At 30.4% G+C, this 17,020-nt stretch carries 15 protein-coding genes; 11 read left to right on the forward strand and 4 right to left on the reverse strand.

Going from position 1 to position 17,020, the window contains the following annotated elements; translation table 11 throughout:
• Positions 1–156 precede the first annotated feature (156 nt).
• Both DT250_RS24265 and DT250_RS24270 read left to right on the forward strand, forming a co-directional pair.
• Positions 157–318 carry a Spo0E family sporulation regulatory protein-aspartic acid phosphatase gene (locus tag DT250_RS24265; protein ID WP_002099070.1) on the forward strand — a complete coding sequence of 54 codons (162 nt, stop codon included), beginning with the start codon at positions 157–159 and terminating at the stop codon, positions 316–318.
• A 218-nt stretch (positions 319–536) separates the two neighbouring features.
• The gene (locus tag DT250_RS24270; RefSeq protein WP_149213804.1) at positions 537–1,655 is read left to right on the forward strand and encodes a TIGR04053 family radical SAM/SPASM domain-containing protein; all 1,119 of its coding nucleotides are present in this window, start codon (positions 537–539) and stop codon (positions 1,653–1,655) included.
• A gap of 133 nt (positions 1,656–1,788) precedes the next feature.
• Here DT250_RS24270 and nrdG read toward each other — a convergent pair whose 3' ends face one another.
• Entirely contained in the window at positions 1,789–2,238 is a 450-nt protein-coding gene (gene nrdG, locus DT250_RS24275; RefSeq protein ID WP_097891248.1) for an anaerobic ribonucleoside-triphosphate reductase activating protein, read from the reverse strand.
• Entirely contained in the window at positions 2,235–4,100 is a 1,866-nt protein-coding gene (locus DT250_RS24280) for an anaerobic ribonucleoside triphosphate reductase (RefSeq protein WP_149213805.1), read from the reverse strand. Before DT250_RS24280 ends, nrdG begins: the two co-directional genes overlap by 4 nt.
• Positions 4,101–4,642: 542 nt before the next feature.
• Here DT250_RS24280 and DT250_RS24285 point away from each other — a divergent pair.
• From DT250_RS24285 to DT250_RS24315, 6 genes are all read left to right on the forward strand, one after another.
• Positions 4,643–5,368 carry a YwiC-like family protein gene (locus DT250_RS24285; protein ID WP_016083467.1) on the forward strand — a complete coding sequence of 242 codons (726 nt, stop codon included), beginning with the start codon at positions 4,643–4,645 and terminating at the stop codon, positions 5,366–5,368.
• Positions 5,369–5,480: 112 nt separating this feature from the next.
• Entirely contained in the window at positions 5,481–6,188 is a 708-nt protein-coding gene (locus DT250_RS24290; RefSeq protein ID WP_149213806.1) for a class I SAM-dependent methyltransferase, read from the forward strand.
• Positions 6,189–6,334: 146 nt separating this feature from the next.
• Complete coding sequence (locus tag DT250_RS24295; RefSeq protein WP_098082256.1) at positions 6,335–7,570, forward strand: FprA family A-type flavoprotein; 1,236 nt, start codon at positions 6,335–6,337, stop codon at positions 7,568–7,570.
• 21 nt (positions 7,571–7,591) lie between these two features.
• The gene (locus tag DT250_RS24300) at positions 7,592–8,806 is read left to right on the forward strand and encodes an NAD(P)/FAD-dependent oxidoreductase (RefSeq protein ID WP_097891240.1); all 1,215 of its coding nucleotides are present in this window, start codon (positions 7,592–7,594) and stop codon (positions 8,804–8,806) included.
• Positions 8,807–8,831: 25 nt separating this feature from the next.
• Positions 8,832–8,996, forward strand: coding sequence for a rubredoxin (rd, locus tag DT250_RS24305; protein ID WP_000759867.1), 165 nt, complete (start codon positions 8,832–8,834; stop codon positions 8,994–8,996).
• Positions 8,997–9,349: 353 nt separating this feature from the next.
• Positions 9,350–10,057 (forward strand): Crp/Fnr family transcriptional regulator, encoded by a 708-nt coding sequence (locus tag DT250_RS24315; RefSeq protein ID WP_149213807.1) that lies wholly within the window; start codon positions 9,350–9,352, stop codon positions 10,055–10,057.
• Positions 10,058–10,453: 396 nt separating this feature from the next.
• Here DT250_RS24315 and DT250_RS24320 read toward each other — a convergent pair whose 3' ends face one another.
• Positions 10,454–11,200, reverse strand: coding sequence for a C39 family peptidase (locus DT250_RS24320; protein WP_149213808.1), 747 nt, complete (start codon positions 11,198–11,200; stop codon positions 10,454–10,456).
• A 185-nt stretch (positions 11,201–11,385) separates the two neighbouring features.
• A complete protein-coding gene (locus DT250_RS24325; protein WP_098133291.1) occupies positions 11,386–12,318 on the reverse strand; it encodes an FAD-dependent oxidoreductase in 933 nt (310 codons plus the stop codon).
• A 622-nt stretch (positions 12,319–12,940) separates the two neighbouring features.
• On the opposite strand from DT250_RS24325, the gene DT250_RS24330 reads away from it, so the two are divergent.
• The 3 genes from DT250_RS24330 to DT250_RS24340 all read left to right on the forward strand — a co-directional run bounded on the left by DT250_RS24330 (position 12,941) and on the right by DT250_RS24340 (position 16,938).
• Entirely contained in the window at positions 12,941–13,789 is an 849-nt protein-coding gene (locus tag DT250_RS24330) for a formate/nitrite transporter family protein (protein WP_097891236.1), read from the forward strand.
• Positions 13,790–14,368: 579 nt separating this feature from the next.
• Entirely contained in the window at positions 14,369–15,313 is a 945-nt protein-coding gene (locus DT250_RS24335) for an L-lactate dehydrogenase (protein ID WP_149213809.1), read from the forward strand.
• A 572-nt stretch (positions 15,314–15,885) separates the two neighbouring features.
• Complete coding sequence (locus tag DT250_RS24340) at positions 15,886–16,938, forward strand: Fic family protein (protein ID WP_097891232.1); 1,053 nt, start codon at positions 15,886–15,888, stop codon at positions 16,936–16,938.
• Positions 16,939–17,020: the final 82 nt, after the last annotated feature.

Raw genomic sequence — 17,020 nt, forward strand, 5'->3', positions numbered from 1 at the left:
AAGTTCATAGATTTTGTATTTGATATTTGTAAATGTATTGTATATGGGTGTTAAGGGGAAATATATATTATAAACAGCTGTGCTTTAAATGGAACATCTAATAAAAATGCTACCTAGATGACCTGTATGTAGGTAAGATGGGAGTGTACAAAAGCTATGTCTAATTATAAGAAGTTAAATCAAGTAATTGAAAAAAAAGAGGAATTAATATCGCTTGTTAAGCAGTATGGATTCACTCATGAAAAGGTAATTTGTTATAGTAGAGAATTAGATTTATTACTAGATGATTTGATGAAATCTAATAGAAATAATAAATAAATAAAATTTATATAAAAAAAATATAAAATATAAATTTTAAAGATATTTTTAAAATAAAAAGCGCTCTCCTACTTATAGGTGAGTGCTTTTTTATCTTAATTTCATCTATTTTGGTGAGGGGTTTTTAATTGCTAAAAACTTATGCGTGATAAATCTCACAACATAAATGAACATATAATTTTACAATATAGTATGTAAGTTGATGGGAGGCTTTCTTTTTGACAAATCGTGATTATAATAAAAACCCATTTATTGTAATATGGGAGTTAACAAGAGCATGCGAATTAAAATGTCTACATTGTCGTGCTGAAGCTCAGCATTATCGCGATCCTTTTGAGTTAACATTAGAAGAAGGAAAAAAACTAATTGATGATATATATGAAATGGATAATCCGATGCTGGTTTTTACTGGTGGGGATCCATTAATGCGTTCGGATATATATGATATTGCTGAATACGCGGTGAAGAAAGGTATTCGGGTTTCCATGACACCCAGTGCTACTCCAAAGGTTACTAAAGAAGCGATTAAAAAAGCAAAAGATGTTGGGATTGCTAGATGGGCATTTAGTATAGATGGACCAACAGCTGAAGTACACGATCATTTTAGAGGAACAGAGGGGTCATTTAAATTAACAATGGATGCAATTCATCATTTAAATGAATTAAAAATCCCTATTCAAATTAATACAGTTGTTTCTAATTATAATTTGAGTGTACTTAAAGATATGGCAAATTTAGTAGAAGCATTAGGTTGTGTGTTGTGGAGTGTATTTTTCTTAGTCCCAACAGGACGTGGTAAAGAGAAAGATATGATTTCACCAATTCAACATGAAAGGGTGTTCCGCTGGCTATATCAGCTTAGTAAAACTGTTTCTTTTGATATAAAAACCACAGTTGCTCAGCACTATAGACGCGTTGTTCTTCAAGAAAAAATGAAGGGAATTAAAAAGATAGATCAAATTATTCAATATAGAGATGTACTGATGGAAGGGATGACGGACGGAGTTAATGAATTTGGACGCGCTCCAAAAGGAGTAAATGATGGAAATGGAGTTGTATTTATTTCTCATATTGGAGATGTATACCCAAGTGGGCTATTGCCGATTAAAACCGGGAATATTAAATCAACACCGATAGCTGAAATTTATCGAAACTCTCCTGTTTTTCAAAGTCTTCGTAATCCAGACAATTATAAAGGAAAATGCGGTGTTTGTGAGTTTCGATATGTTTGTGGGGGATCTCGTTCTAGGGCATTTGCGATGACGGGGGATTACATGGAAAGCGAACCTTTTTGTATATATGTTCCAAAAGCATTGCGGAAAAAGTGTAAGAATTGAGCATGTCTCTTTTTTTAACCTGTTTTATAAATTTTTTTATTGTATATTTCCAGTACTTATGAGCAGATACTTTCTGCCCATAAATACTGGGTTAGTGATGACTAATAATTGAAAAAAAGCAAGGGAATTATACTTATCTTAGGCGTATAATACGTTGATTTGAGCTTCCGCGAAATGGAAGAGTCAAATCTCTTTTTTGGATTTCAAATCTTCCATCAACTAAAACATCTCCATAATGTAACAGCTCAATCATATCTTTGTTTTGTGAGTTTTGTATCTCTTCTAGTGTATAGCCAGTGTAAATCCAAAGATTTTTGTTTAAACTTTTTACAGCCTTTGCAACTTCTTTGACCTCGATAGCTTGAAAAAATGGGTCACCACCTGAAAATGTTACATCAGTTAGAGGATTTGTGGAAATTTCTTTTATAATTTCTTTCACACTCATCTCGGTACCATTATAAAGATTCCATGATTTGGGGTTATGGCAACCTAAACAATGATGCGGACAACCGGCAAAAAACACAACTGTCCGTAATCCTTCACCATCTACTACACTATCATGAATAATATTCATTACCTTCATTTATGTTTCACACGATCTGCTTCTTCACTACGCTTTGCATTGTTCCATTTTGACATGTCCCCTACAAGATATCCAGTAATACGGCGAATTCTTTCAATATGATGATCTTCTATATTTCCACAGCTAGGGCACTCATTTTCAATCACTCCATTATAGTCACAACATTTACAACGATCCACTGGGTGATTAATTGAACCATATCCTACTTCATACTTTGCCATTGCTTGAAGAATCTGTTTTAAAGCCATTTGATTATGCGCTGCCGCCCCATCTAGTTCAATATACGTAATATGACCACCGTTGCAAAGAGCATGAAACGGTCCTTCTAAACGTATTTTATTAATTGCTTGAATAGGATAATAAACTGGAATATGAAATGAATTTGTATAGTAATCATGATCGGTTACACCTGTAATAGTTCCAAACTCAGCACGATCCTTTTTGATAAACTTCCCTGATAGTCCCTCGGCAGGAGTTGCAATTAAAGTGAAATTCAAGCAATGTTCTTCTGTTGCTTGGTCCATTTTATTTCTCATAAAGGTAACAATTTCTTTTCCAAGTTGCCATGAATCTTTATCTTCCCCATGGTGTTTTCCTGTTAAGGCAACCAAGCATTCCGCAAGTCCAATAAAACCAAGGCTCAATGTTCCTTGCTGTAAAATCTCAGAAACTGAATCTTCTGGTTGTAGTTTTTCTCCATTGCGCCAAATCCCTTGTGAATATAGGAATTGAAAATCTCTTGCCTTTTTTGTACATTGATATGAATATCTTTCTAGCAATTGACGAATGCCAAGTTTGATATAATGATTTAACGATTTGAAAAATCCCTCTTTTGAATCATTTATTAAAGCCAATTTTACTAGATTAATAGAGGTAAATGATAGATTTCCCCTGCCAATTGCTGTCTCCTCACCATGAATATTAGACATCACACGAGTACGACAACCCATATAACATACTTCACTTTCTGGGTGCCCATTATAATACGCTGCATTAAATGGCGCATCTAAAAATGAAAAATTAGGGAACAATCGCTTTGCTGTTGTTTCTAATGCAAGTTCAAATAAATCATAATTTGGATCTTTTTCTTCAAAATTCACACCTTTTTTTAACTTGAAAATTTGAATGGGGAAAATAGGCGTTTCGCTTTTTCCTAAACCCGCTTGTGTTGCCTGTAGTAATTGTTTAATTAATAGCCTTCCTTCCCTTGATGTGTCCGTTCCATAATTAATTGAAATAAACGGAACTTGTCCACCACCACGGCTATGCATACTATTGGAATTATGAATGAATGCTTCACATGCTTGATATGTATCGTTTTCTGTTTCTTTCCATGCAAACACTTCGATTTGTTCCTTTGTTAGCGGATAGTCTATTAACTTTTTCTTATTTTTTTCAAATGTTTTCCTCACATATGGTGCTAAATCTATATCAAACATGGCAAGAGATTGCCCACCATGCTGCATATTTTGATTAGCTTGAAGAATAATAGACGAGAGTGCTAATGCACTTTTAATATCTTGTGGTTGTCTCATATGGCCATGTCCAGTGTGGAACCCTTTTTTCAGCAATTGTGCTAAAGGGATTTGTGAACACGTGGTTGTTCCTGTTGCATAAAAATCTAAATCGTGTGGATATAAAATGTTTCGATTGATAGCTTCTTTTACTTGTTTAGAAAGCAAATGTTCCCTTACATAAAGTTTTGCGCTCTCTGATGCAAATGTTCCCATCATTCCCATTGGAGATCGACCATCAACATTTGCATTTTCTTGCATTAAGTCTTGATCGTTACTTTTTATAATTTTATGAAAAGTTGTCCATAAAGTATTTTTTTGCTGTTTTAAATTGTCTGAGGTGTTCATGAAATTCACTCCTTTTCAATATGTGGTACTCAATATCGGTAAATGATACTATATATAGTTTGTTTCTGCAATGGTACTAATATATGAAGTATGTGATTTTTTCTATTTAGAAGAGATTAAATCTAGAAGTTTATCGTATTATCTTGCTCATAAAAAATGAAAAGATATAGAATGATTCAATTATTTATAGATAAAAATTCTTTTGTTTTAGGTTCAAAGAGTGAGGTTATCAATAGAGAGTAAAAACACAATAAAGAGTGTTTTATTTTATAAAATAAAAGGTATAAAAATAGAATGCAGTGATTTCACTCACAGTATTTTTTAAAAACATAGTTTATCTTATAAGGGAAGAGTGAGTATGAGAAATTCATTATATTTTACTATTTGGGATGGGTATTCCCTAAATTGGTGGAGTATGATTACCAGTGGGGGGATTCTCTCACTGGTAAAGTTTTTTATCTATAAATTTAATGATATATATGCTACTTATTATCATTCTTACGTAACATTTTGATAAAAAATTAAATGTGAGGTGTGGAAGAATGAAGTTAATTATTCCAAAGCAGCATGGAGCCTGGGGAATGCTGCTTATTCCATTTGTTTTAGGTATTTTAACTGGTAAATGGACATGGTATCATATACCTCTTTTTTTAGCGTGGTTTTTTGTGTATTTAGCTACATATCCCTTATTAATGTATGTAAAACAGCCGCGAAAGAAGTATTATTTGTATTATTTTTTTCTTTACTTTGGTGAGGCTTGTATATGTACAGCTATTGCTCTTAGTTATGAATGGCGTATAGTTTACTTTTCTATTATTATGCTTCCGTTTTTTTGTATAAACATTTATTTTTCTAGCAAAAAAAATGAACGAGCCTTATTAAATGATGTATGTGCAATTCTTTTGTTTTGTATAGGGGGCATTATAAGTTATTACTTCACAATGAAAACAGTCGATAAAAATATATTGATAATAGCGACTATAACATTTTTATATTTTATAGGAAGTACGTTTTATGTAAAAACAATGATACGTGAAAAAAAGAATCCAACGTATCGCATTCTATCATGGTGGTACCATTTATTACTTGTGATTGTTACGCTTATTTTATCACCAACGATTACCATTATTTTTATCCCAAGTTTGATACGGTCTATAGTACTGTATGGAAGGAATATTTCAATCTTAAAGGTGGGGATTTTAGAGAGTATAAATGCTATTTACGTTTTTATTACAACAATAATAGTATTTAAATATTTTATCTCGTAAAGGCTAATAATGATTCATATTGTTTATATTATATTTATATATAAATTTGTTTATATTTAATATTGTATTAATGTTTTCTTCAATACTGTATGTAGAAAGGAGTGTATAAATAATGACTTTTTACCAAAAATTAATGCCGTATTATGATGAAATTTTTCCGGAAAATGAAAAACAAGTGAATTTTATTGCTTCTTATTTACAAGAGGGGGACTCCGTAATTGATGTAGGTGCGGCAACAGGGAATGTGGCTAATGCATTAGTTGAAAAAGAAATGATTGTAACTGCGATGGAACCAGAGAAGAAAATGGCTGATAAAATTTCTGAGAAGGCTATAACCCATAGGGGAAGACTTTTTGTAAATACACTTAGAATGCAGCAAATAGACGATGTACCTGGGATATTTGATGGTATTTATTGTATTGGAAATACGTTGGTTCATTTAGACAATGTACAGGAAATTACTGATTTTATTCAAAGCTCTTTTAAAAAACTTAAGAAAAATGGAAAGTTCATAGTTCAAATTGTAAACTATGAAAAAGTATTAAATCAAAAAAATTTCATATTTCCAGTAATTAAGAAAGAACATTTCTCATTCAAACGAGATTATGCAATAGAGAGAACAAAGGTGCTATTTACTGTAACATTAAATACAAGTGGTGAAGAATTCTCAAATAGTATAGAGTTATATCCAATTACAAAAAAACAATTACTTCCCATATTAATAGATTGTGGATTTGAGTCAGTAGAAACTTACGCTAATTTTGATAAAAAAATATATTCACTTGATGGTCCGGCATTAGTAATTGTAGCAACAAAATAAATTTTAAAAACACCTGAGTAGAAAGCTGTTACTCAGGTGTTTTTTTATTAATTTTTTTAAAATGTGATTCTAGTCCTCTTTTAATTATAAAAAAGTTTATATAATTCAGTGGTAAATCGAATCTGATTGAGGAGGAATTGAGTTATATGGGCAAAGAAATTCAGTTAACTAAAGATATATATTGGGTAGGAAAAGTTGATAATAGAGAAGTTCCATTTCATCGTTTAATCTTAGCAAAAGGAACAACTTATAACGCGTACTTGCTAAAAACGGAAAAACCAACAGTGATTGATACAGTTGATATCGAGTTTGGAAGAGAATTTGTAGAATCATTAAGTAAATTAATTGATCCACAAGAAATTCAGTATATTGTAGTGAATCATACAGAACCCGACCATTCAGGGGGATTGGCAGCATTAGCATCAAGAGCTACTAATGCAACGATTGTATGTACAGAAATTGCAGTACCAGAAATACAAGAGATGTATAAACTGCATAATCGAAAGTTTTTAGTAGTAAAAGACGGTGATACATTAGATATTGGTGGAAAAACATTGAAATTTAAAGAAACGCCATATCTTCATACTGAAGAAACAATGATTACCTACTGTGTAGAGGATAAAATTTTATTTCCTTGTGATATTTTTAGTACTCATATAGCAAATGACGAGATTTTCAGTGATAAAGCGAATGTAGATATTACGGAAGATTTTATCGGCTATTATAATGCCATTATCCATCCACATAGAAGATATGTAAGAACATTAATAGAAGCTCTAAAAGAATTGGATGTACAAATGATTGCACCATCTCATGGCTACATTTTACGTCAGGATATACAGAAGTATATTAAATTATATGCGGATATGAGTAGAGATACGAATCAAGATAAGAAAGTAACAATTGTATATACAACAATTAAAAATAATACAAAAAAAGTAGCAAATATTATTAAAGAAACTTTAGAAGCAGATAATATTCATGTAACAGTATTTAACGCTGATAAATCAAAAAAATTAGAGGTTTTAAAGAGTATCCAAGAAGCAGATGCAGTCTTCATAGGATCTTCAACTAGATATGCAGATATGATTGGTAATTTAGAAGAAATTTTAAAAGAAATGACAGAAATGAATCTAGAAGGGAAAATTGCAGCTTCATTCGGTTCATATGGTTGGAGTGGAGAGGCAATTGAAGTGATACAAGATTACCTCAATGAAACAAATATGAATGTACAAAGTACATCAAAAGTTATCAAATCTACAGGTATGACTCATGTTGAATTTCCTATTCGGATTAGATTCTCTCCAAAAGATGAGGGGAAAGTAAAGAAAATCCAACATGCAACAACATTTGTTACAGATTTATTATTGAGTTCTATTTAATCGAAAAATGGAGGTGAAAACATGGAAAAGAATTTTGTTATTATTGGGAGTGGTGTAGCCGCTGTAAATGCCGCTAAAACTATTAGAGAGTATGATAAAGGATCAAATATATTTATTTTTGGTGAAGAGCCATCACTACCTTATAAAAGAATTAAATTATCAAAGGATCTGTATTCAGATTTACACAGTGAAAAAGTGTTAATTAAAAAGAAAAAGTGGTATCAAGATAATCACATATCAGTTTTTATAAATACAAAGGTGGTAAAAATTAATACAGATGAGCAATTTATTGTTACATCCAATGAAGCGGTATTTTCTTATCATAAACTATTAATTTGTACAGGAGCGAATAATAGAAGATTAGAGATAAATGGAATTAATAAAAAAAATATTTTTACTATTAGGGACATGAAAGAAGCAGATGAGCTTAAAGGACATTTAGAGGACAAAGAAAGTGTTGTGACCATTGGTGGGGGTGTACAAGGTTTAGAAACAGCATGGTCTATTCTGAAAGATGGTAAAAAGGTATCTATTGTAGAAGTAGCTCCTTTATTAATGAGAAGACAATTAGATACAAAATCTTCGCTGCTCTTAAAACGAAAAATTGAAAAGGAAGGAGTAAAGGTGTATTTAAATACTTCTATTGATTCTATTCTCGGGAAAGAATCCGTAACTGGCATAAAGATGAACGACAATTCTCAAATTAATTGTGATAGTATTGTTTACTCAATTGGCGTTACTCCGAACACTAAACTTGTACATGATACTGCTATTAAATTAAATAGAGGTATTGTTGTGGATGAGAAGATGAGAACAAATATAGACTCCGTATACGCTGCGGGAGATGTTGCAGAAGTAAATAATGAAATTGAAGGCTTATGGGGGACTGCCTTGGAACAAGGAAGAGTAGCAGGTAGTAATATGGTCTCTAAAACTGCCATTTATAAAAAAGAAATTCCAACCACTATTTTTAACGCATTCAATGTATCTTTATTTTCAATTGGAGTTGTTAATGAAGAGCAATGTGATACAACAATTGTTGAAGAAGACGGTAAGGAGAAGTATACAAGGTTATTTATTAAGGATAATAAAATAGTCGGTGTGATTTCATTAGAAGGAGTTGCTGCATCTATTTCTTACAAATCTGTGATTGAAAAGCATGTGTCGTTAGAAGGAATAGATTTATTAAATACAAACATAAGTGAAATAATGAACAAGTTAAAAGAAAAAATATAAATCTGTACAAAAAGGAGAGGAAATCATGAAAAAATACATTTGTTTACCATGTGGATATATATATAACCCAGAGGTAGGGGATCCAGATGAGGATATAGAACCAGGAACAAGTTTCGAAGATTTACCAGAGGACTGGGTTTGTCCTGTGTGCGGAGAAGATAAAAATCATTTTGCACCACTAGATGAATAAGAAGGAAAAAACAATGAGAATACTGCACAGTATTCTCATTGTTTTTTATATTTTTGAATGTGATTCTGGTCACAGAAATATTCTTTAAAAAATTCTATAATAATTATGTAGCAGATACTTATACCGATTCAGCCATTCTCGGTACACTCTATATGGCCCTGGCGCCACCCTTTCTCCTCAGGGCCATATTTTTCTATGCCATATCAAAATATGTTTATGAAGATAGTGTATATCACTGTCTTCATAAACATATAGTTGTGATTTGGGTCACTGCAATATTTGATAAAAATGTCTATAATAACCTTGGATATCAGTATATTTTTAATTCTATAGTTAAAGTAAGGTGAGAAAGTATGGACGATAATCATAAAAAATCAAGAGAGCTTTGCCCAAGAAAAGTACTAATTTTTAAGACCCTTTCCGAAGAGGAAATTAGTAATATAGCTTCAATGACAAAACATAGGAAGTTTAAAAAGGGTCAGCCATTAATTCTTGAGGGAGATAAATCAGATACATTATTTATTATTAATAGTGGACAAGTAAAGCTATGTACATTAACTCTTCAAGGGAAAGAGCAAATATTGCATATACTAACAAGTGGTGAATCCTTTTGTGAATTAAATATATTTAATTATGATGAAAAAAGTAATTTTAGTGCGTATGCTATAGAAGATACTCATATCTGTATGCTAAAAAAAGAAAATATGGATTATATAATGGAACGAAATCCAAGTATTGCATTAAAGCTGTTAAAAGTTGTCACAAAACGTTTAGCTAAGGTAGAGAATTTAGTGCAAAATTTAGCGACAAACAATCCTGAAGTTAGAATTGCTCATATACTATTGGAGTTTTGTGATAAATATGGCAAAAGTACAGAGGATGGAATACTTATTAACTTGCCATTGACACGAGAGGAATTGGCAAATTATGCGGGGGTAACAAGAGAGACTATTAGTCGTAAATTGAATAAGTTTGAAAGTTTAGGACTCATGGCCTCTGTTGGAAATAAGAAAATAATAATAAAAAATCAGTTAGCTATTAGAAGACTTATCAGTTTCTGACAAAAGACTCCTTTCTAAGAATATAAAAGAGGAGTTATTACAAAATAGTAAGTATTTTAATTGTGTAAATTCTTAAAATCATTATATATGAGGAAATCACAAAAAAGGAATATGTGTTACCAACCGGTTTAATTGATAAGATATGGATTTTTTGAGCCGCAAAATACTACATACCTTATAATCAAACTTAAATAATAAATTTTAAATTATTTTATCTTATATTTTTGATTTATGGGAAGGACACACCTTACGTACCACTCCAATGGTATAGGTGTGTCCTTTAATATTACAATTATAATGTTATTAATTCTCGTGTAAACCAAGTATTATTATATAATTATTATATAATAGAAAATTAGTAATTTTAAATTTATCTCAACTTATAGCTTTGTGTTTTTAAGGAATGATAGTTAGGGCTTGGCTGCCTAATTGAACCCATGCTTCCTCAAAATCTTTCTTATCAATTCTTTTGTTTTTTTCCATATCTAATGGATCATTAATGTATACATATTGACCGGTATATCCAGTTAATAAAACACTATGTTGACGGTATGTAACCCGCCCCTCACTCGAATTTGTTTTCCAAGTACGAAACTCATAATCAGGTAGTTTGCGGAAGCTTGCGTTTGTTAAAATCCAAACAGGGTGTCCTTTATCAATTGCTTTATATAAATTTTGGGGATTACTTCCAGTTAAATCTATAATACAATTCTCTGGTATGTATAATTTAGCTAACTCTAAAATCGGCTTAATATGCACACCTAAACCAGGCATATCTATGTCATACATATCTCCAACAAATCCTTCGTCCATATTTCCCATTAATCCATTGTTTTGAAAAGGGACATATTTAATATTTTTAGCTAATTCTAATTTATCAACGGATAGACCATTAAAATTTAAAAGCATTGCTAAACTTGTAACTTCGCATCCACGTTCTAATTCTGGATTTTGTAGAATTAAAGGGACTTCTAAAGGATTATTCTCTTTAGAATATGAATTTTTTTTATCGAGTTTAACAAGTTTATCCATCCCATATGTTTTATTTTTAGCGCTATTATTTTCATCTTTATGGACTAGAGTTATTATACATAATACGATGCAGAAAATGATTAAAAGATATATATTTTTGTGTCGTTGCATTTTAGTATGTCTCCTTATTTAAATTGATATTTTAATTTAGTACGCAATAGGATTGCAAACATGTCAATATTGAAGTTTTCCCTTTAATACGTTTTCAAGGGATTAAAACTCTTCTTAAACAATTATTAAGAAGAGTTTTTTTATAGATAAAAGTTATAATGAATTTGTTTTAATTAACTAAGAAATTACGCAAAAAGAGTATTTGTCTGTGCATTTGTTATATGCTCGGCTAATACAGTAGCTTGTGTATGGAGGGGGGCTGGAAATCCTAATGTAATACCATTGTGTTCAGTGCATTCACCAACTGCATAAATTAATTTATCATTTGTTTGCATATACTTATTAACAACTATGCCACGGTTAACATGTAAACCAGCCTTTTCTGCTAAATGTGTATTAGGTCGCCTACCAATAGGTATTACAATTAAATCGTATTTTATAATAGTGCCATCTTCGAATTGAATTCCCTCTGCGTATTCTGTACCTAGGATTTTAACCGTGTTTTTTTCCATGAAAAATTGAATCCCTTTTGCTTTTAGCTTGTTACGTAGTAATGAACAATCCAGGATATCTTGTTTTGCCATTAAGTGTGAAATGAAATGAACAACGTGGACGTCTATTCCTAAATTAAATAATTTTTGTGCAATTTTTAGACCGAGCATACCATTGCCAATAATAATAGCTTTTTTTGAATGCTTCTTAGTATTTAATAGAAATTGGATTTCTTCAGTTGTTTTAAGTTTATTTACTCCAAATAATTGCAGTCCTTTAACGGGAAAAATAAAAGCAGTAGAGCCTGTTGCAATGATGAGTTTATCGTAGAAAACAATACGTCGTTTATCTGTAACAATGACCTCGTCCTCACGATCAATTTCTATTACCTTTTCGTTTGTGAAAAGCTTAATATTATGTTGTTTGTACCAATTATATTTCTTTAGCATTCTATTTTTTATATTTAATTTTAATGAAATAGTGTTTATCTGATTGTAGAGAGGATAGAGTTCATCACTGAAAATAGAAATGTTATACATATTAGGGTTGTGTATTAAAATTTGTTCAATACAGCGTAAACTAGATATACTATTACCGATGATTACTAAGCGTTTTCGTTTCCTCATATCAATTTCTCCTTTTGATTGTGAAGTGTTGAGCAATGATGTCTGTTCATATTATATCAATTTTAAAAACAGAGTGCTTGATATGTAGTTTATTTTAAAATATGTCACAAATTATCTTTATTCGGGTAATGAGATACAAATTGGATCCCATTAAATTCATAGGTTAGAGCCGAATTTTTAACATTTTACTAAGATATTTCAGATAGAAAATATTGAATATGTTTGCTGATAGTAGTATTTCTTCAATTTTTAAAGAGTAAAGCATATAAACACACTGTACCTAAAATTAAAGTTTTTTGTATAAATATAATGAATTTCCTGATGCGTCACTATACAAGTAAGTAAAAATTAAGATGAAGTGCTTTTCTTAAACATGATAAATTAAAACTTGTTATACCAGATTAATTATTTTTTAATCTATATTGAATAGGTATATTCGTGGATTATGCACCTTCTAGGATTTATTAAATATAGCAGATTGCACATCATTTGAATTATTTCGTAAAGTGAGTGTGTTTATTTTGTGAAAAGTTGAACAAAATCTTGAAAGTGAATATTGAAACATGTAGTTTATTCTTAGGATAATTTATAATAAATAGGAACTAAAGGAGTGTATAATTTTATGTTAGAAAAAGGGATAGCTGATGCTATAAAACTTGCACAAAAGAAGAAACAAATATTAGATATAAACCCAATACAATATTTTGTACGAGCGGTACTAGCCGGCATCTATATTGGATTTATTATCGTATTATGTTTTAAATTAGGGGATTTTTTTCATGTTGTAAATTCACCTGCAACATATTTAATTGCTTCTTTGTTTTTTGGAATTGCACTTATATTAATAATATATGGTGGCGCGGAATTATTTACTGGGAATACAATGTATTTTACAATCTCGACTTTACGAAAAAAAACAACGGTCTTAGATACTTTTCGTAACTGGGGTGCCTGTTTTTTAGGTAATCTGATAGGTGCAATATTTTTTGCGTTATTATTTTATGGTACTGGTATTTTTGATCAGATTGAATATGAACACTTGCTAAGTAATGTTGTGGAAGTGAAAATGAATACTCCGACAATACAGTTATTTTTTAAAGCTATTTTATGTAATTGGCTCGTTTGTCTAGCATGCTTCCTTCCTTCTCAAGTAAAAGGGGATACATCAAAAATAATTGTTATGATGTTATTGGTTTTTACATTCTTTTTATCTGGATATGAACATAGCATTGCAAATTTATCGCTATTTGCAATCTCTCTAGTATCGCCACATCCCAATACAATTTCTTTTAGTGGGGCTATTTATAATTTGATTCCAGTTACAATTGGAAATATTATTGGTGGATCTGTATTCGTTGGTATGGTATATCATTATATAACAAAAAATTGCCCTATTCCTGAAGAGGTAGAAGATTTAGTGGAATCTCAATTTGAGGAGAATATTCCATTACAAACACAAATAAAACTTTAAGCTACTAATATAATCATTTCTGTATAAAAATAACACTATTATTTTTATATCAATTGAATTAATAAGCGAGAAATACTAATATAATACATTTTTAAGTATATTTTTTCTTTTATAAAACATATTGTTTGTTTTTGTTAGACGTATAAGGGACGGAAAATATACAAAAAACATTCACAATTTATGTGCTGTAAATTTGTTAATATAAAATGCAAGGTCAAATGTTGAATCTATTACAGCAACCTATAAAAATTTTATTAGGAGGTATACTCGGAGATGAATTTTAAAAAAATTTAACGATTTTCCAGTATAGAAAATTATGGGTAAAATAGATAGAAAAATCCTTCATATAAAAAATTTAAATTTGCAGTAATCAGATTTGAATGAAGATAATATAAGGATGAATGTCAATATGAGAAATGATGGTCAGTTAATGACTCTTCGAAATGTAAGCGTTAACAAATTTATTTAACTAGATGTATTTCGAGTTCATTATTTGTTTATTCAAAATCAATTAAATCTCTTTTTATTAGAATAACAGCAATGCACAAAAACATAACATAAATAGTGAGGGATCTATAAATGAATAAAAATATTAATCGTGTAGTTTTAATTGGTACAGGGGCCGTAGGATGTAGTTATGCATATTGTATGATTAATCAGGGCCTGGCAGAAGAATTCGTTCTTGTGGATGTAAATGAAGCAAGAGCAGAAGGAGAAGCAATGGATTTAAGTCATGCAATTCCTTTTTCACCATCACCAACAAAAGTATGGAAGGGTAGCTGTGAGGACTGTAAAGATGCGCAAATTGTTGTAATTACAGCCGGATTGCCACAGAGACCAGGTGAAACACGTTTAGACTTAGTTGAAAAAAATACTAAGATTTTTAAAGAAATTATTCGTAATGTCATGTCAAGCGGATTCGATGGTATTTTCTTAATTGCAACAAATCCAGTGGACATTTTAACATATGTAACTTGGAAAGAATCTGGGTTGCCGAAAGAGCGCATAATTGGTTCAGGTACAACACTTGATTCTGCACGTTTCCGTTACATGTTAGGAGAATATTTTGAGATTGATCCTCATAATGTTCATGCTTATATAATTGGTGAACATGGTGATACGGAGCTTCCGGTTTGGAGTCATGTGTCAGTTGGCGTTCAAAAGCTACAAACCATTTTAGAAAATAAAAGTCAGTATAATCAAAGTGACTTAGACGAAATTTTTGTTCGTTCACGTGATGCGGCCTATCATATAATTGAACGTAAGGGAGCGACCTGTTATGGAATTGGAATGTCTTTATTACGTATAACAAAGGCAATTCTACATCATGAAAATAGTGTTTTAACAGTATCTGCATACCTTGAAAATGAATATGGTCATAATGATGTATATATAGGAGTTCCTGCTGTTATAAATCGTCAAGGTATTCGGGAAATTATAGAAATTGAGTTAAATGCAGAAGAAAAGTTTAACTTTAATCATTCTGTACATACATTAAAAGAAACCATGTCACCAATACTATAAGATGAATTTATCGTATAACATTATGGCGAATATATAAATACTTAGCAACATTTTAAATGTACCTAATCTAATATACTCTGAAAGTAAATATTATAGAAAAAATGTTTGTTTAAATAGAAATAAAGTACTTTCATCTTGTAAAGAATCATTTTATAAACATTATTAAGAAATTAAGATTCTGCACAACATTAGTTCATAACATATCAAGATTGAACGTTTTTAGAATCTACATAATTATTTATAGCTAAATATGTTATGATTTTCACAAAAGGTTGATACCTTTTGTGCATAGTTTCCTTTAAGTCACTAAATACAGACATATTTGATCAAATAAAAAGCACTTTTTTAAAAATTTAAGGAAGTGCCTTTTTATTTGTTATTAAACATTAGAAACCTATTAAACTACATACATTTATAGAAGAGAGCAATTCCTGTGTGCATCTGGCTACCGTTTAATTACATTCTTAATGGACGTTTATAAAACAATGAGCATACAGTAGGAAATGTGAAAATTAGGGTGATAATGGAGCATACAAAGTTGGCAATAAACCTTAGGGAAAGGAGGGAAAGAGATGAGAAATTTCTTTGAAGAAAAATATACAAATTTAGAATTTAAAAGGGAACTAATAAATATTATAAGTAAAATCAGTGAATATAAAGGAGCAATATCAGCATATCAAACTCAAAAACCAGAGATCTTTAATCTTTTGGAAAAGAGTATATCCCTACAATATATTAAAACTTTTCCTAATATATATGACAAGTTTACATTCTCAAATAAACAGTTGAAAAAATTTGTTTCTAATCATGTTAGCCCTCAAACATTGGAAGAGGACGCTTTATTTTGTTATTGCAAAACATTAGAACTTGTACAAAAAGAAAACTACAAATTACCTATTAAACCGCAAACAATTCAAGAATTGCACTTCCAATTAATGAATTATTCAACTTCTGAAAGTGGTAATTGGAGAAAAAGCGAACTTGTATTATCTTCTATTCCAAAGTTAAAAGATCAATTTAAATTACGTACAGTTGTTTTATATGATATGGTTCCGCAATATTTGTATCATCTATGCGAACAATATAATGCATTAAGAACTAAAGGGAATTTTCATCCGCTCCTACTAATTCCTCAATTTATCCTAAATTTTCTATGTATTTATCCATTTAATAAAGGGAATGGCAAGTTAGCAAAAATATTAATTCAATGGTTATTAATTGAAAGTGGATTTACATTTGTAAAATATACATGTATAGATAAATATTTTAAAGAATATGAATCAGATTATTATGATGCTTTGTATAAATCCGCGGCTAACTGGCATCAAGGCGATCATAATGTAGTTTTCTGGATGAAAATCTTTTTGGATATTGTTTTAGCTGCATATAAAGAATTAAATAGTTTGATAAAAAATTATCTAAGCACTCATACTAAAAGAAAAAGAATTGAAAAATACATAGACAGGCAAAATCATCCTTTTACTAAAGAGAATATTCGAAACATGCATCCAGATATAAGTGAAAGTACTATAAATAAAACATTACACGCTTTAAATTCACAGGGATATATTAAATTGGTTTCTAAAGGCAGGAATGCAGAATGGATAAAGCGTAAATTAACTTAGGGTATAAACCAGAACACTAACAAATAATAAACAAGGAGAACCCAGAAGGGTTCTCCTTGTTTATTATTTGTTAGATTAATGT

It is taken from the genome of Bacillus sp. AR2-1 (genome assembly GCF_008368755.1).
GTDB classification, from domain to species: domain Bacteria; phylum Bacillota; class Bacilli; order Bacillales; family Bacillaceae_G; genus Bacillus_A; species Bacillus_A wiedmannii.

Bases quoted from the DNA above. Each gene is read 5' to 3' on its own strand.
- DT250_RS24315 (WP_149213807.1), top strand. From the start codon at position 9,350: ATGGACGATAATCATAAAAAATCAAGAGAGCTTTGCCCAAGAAAAGTA.
- nrdG (WP_097891248.1), bottom strand. From the start codon at position 2,238: ATGAAGGTAATGAATATTATTCATGATAGTGTAGTAGATGGTGAAGGA.
- DT250_RS24290 (WP_149213806.1), top strand. From the start codon at position 5,481: ATGACTTTTTACCAAAAATTAATGCCGTATTATGATGAAATTTTTCCG.
- DT250_RS24335 (WP_149213809.1), top strand. From the start codon at position 14,369: ATGAATAAAAATATTAATCGTGTAGTTTTAATTGGTACAGGGGCCGTA.
- DT250_RS24325 (WP_098133291.1), bottom strand. From the start codon at position 12,318: ATGAGGAAACGAAAACGCTTAGTAATCATCGGTAATAGTATATCTAGT.
- DT250_RS24300 (WP_097891240.1), top strand. From the start codon at position 7,592: ATGGAAAAGAATTTTGTTATTATTGGGAGTGGTGTAGCCGCTGTAAAT.
- DT250_RS24280 (WP_149213805.1), bottom strand. From the start codon at position 4,100: ATGAACACCTCAGACAATTTAAAACAGCAAAAAAATACTTTATGGACA.
- DT250_RS24330 (WP_097891236.1), top strand. From the start codon at position 12,941: ATGTTAGAAAAAGGGATAGCTGATGCTATAAAACTTGCACAAAAGAAG.
- DT250_RS24295 (WP_098082256.1), top strand. From the start codon at position 6,335: ATGGGCAAAGAAATTCAGTTAACTAAAGATATATATTGGGTAGGAAAA.
- DT250_RS24320 (WP_149213808.1), bottom strand. From the start codon at position 11,200: ATGCAACGACACAAAAATATATATCTTTTAATCATTTTCTGCATCGTA.
- DT250_RS24340 (WP_097891232.1), top strand. From the start codon at position 15,886: ATGAGAAATTTCTTTGAAGAAAAATATACAAATTTAGAATTTAAAAGG.
- rd (WP_000759867.1), top strand. From the start codon at position 8,832: ATGAAAAAATACATTTGTTTACCATGTGGATATATATATAACCCAGAG.
- DT250_RS24285 (WP_016083467.1), top strand. From the start codon at position 4,643: ATGAAGTTAATTATTCCAAAGCAGCATGGAGCCTGGGGAATGCTGCTT.
- DT250_RS24265 (WP_002099070.1), top strand. From the start codon at position 157: ATGTCTAATTATAAGAAGTTAAATCAAGTAATTGAAAAAAAAGAGGAA.